Source organism: Mesorhizobium sp. M2A.F.Ca.ET.037.01.1.1, from assembly GCF_003998075.1.
Taxonomy (GTDB): domain Bacteria; phylum Pseudomonadota; class Alphaproteobacteria; order Rhizobiales; family Rhizobiaceae; genus Mesorhizobium.
Map to the genome: position 1 here is coordinate 1 of NZ_RZSA01001521.1, position 957 is coordinate 957.

At 62.2% G+C, this 957-nt stretch carries 1 protein-coding gene; it reads right to left on the reverse strand.

Annotated elements, in window-relative coordinates; genetic code table 11:
- The coding region (locus EOA27_RS38060) for an IS481 family transposase (protein ID WP_127230906.1) at positions 1-952 on the reverse strand (952 nt) is incomplete at its 3' end.
- Between the last annotated feature and the right edge of the window lie 5 nt (positions 953-957).

Consider the following 957-nt stretch of genomic DNA (forward strand, 5'->3'; position numbering starts at 1 on the left):
TGTGGAGCCTCAACAGGTTGTCCTCGGTTAGAGCGAGGCGACTGATAGGTGTTTTGGACTTTAGGCTCCCGTGGGGACGGTGCCAATTGTATCTGTGCAGCCAGACCGGCAACTCTGCGGCGCGGTGATCTGAAGTCGGATAAGCGATGGCATAAGCCCATTCGCGCAGTGCTGTCTGGATGAAGCGCTCGGCCTTGCCATTGGTCTTGGGTGTATAGGGTCTTGTCCTGACGTGCTTGAGGCCGAGATCGCGGCAGGCCTTGGCGAAGGCCTTTGATCTGTAGCAGGAGCCGTTGTCGGTCATGACGCGGGCTATCGTGACGCCGAGGCTGGCGTAGTAGGCCACCGCCGCCTTGAGGAAGGCGATGGCGCTTTCTTTTTTCTCGTCGGGCAGGATCTGCGAGAAGGCGATGCGGGAGGCGTCGTCGATGCAGACATGGACGAACTCCCAACTGCTGCCGCGCGAGCTGGCATTGCCGGTGCGCTTGCCGGTAATGCGATGACCGATGCGCTCGAAACGACCGAGCTTCTTGATATCGATATGGATCATCTCGCCAGGATGCTCGCGCTCGTAGCGTCGGATCGGCTCGGCCGGTTCGATATCCCGCAACCGCGACAGTCCGGCACGCTTGAGAACCCGGCTAACGGTGGCGGGCGAGACGCCGACCTCATGGGCGATGTGCTTGCCGGTCCAACGTTGCCGCCGCAGCGCCATGATGCGCTCGGCGATCAACGCAGCGGTGGCCTGCGGCATATGGGCGGGCCGCGAGGAACGGTCGATCATGCCGGCCCGCCCTTCGGACTTGTAGCGCTCGACCCAGCGCGCCACGATCTTGGCCGACACGCCGTAGACACGCGCCGCATGGGCTTTGGAGAAAGCGCCTTCTATCACCGACAGCGCCATCTCCTCTCGACGCAGCGGTGTGAGACGGGCATTCTTATGGATGTTCATTCGGA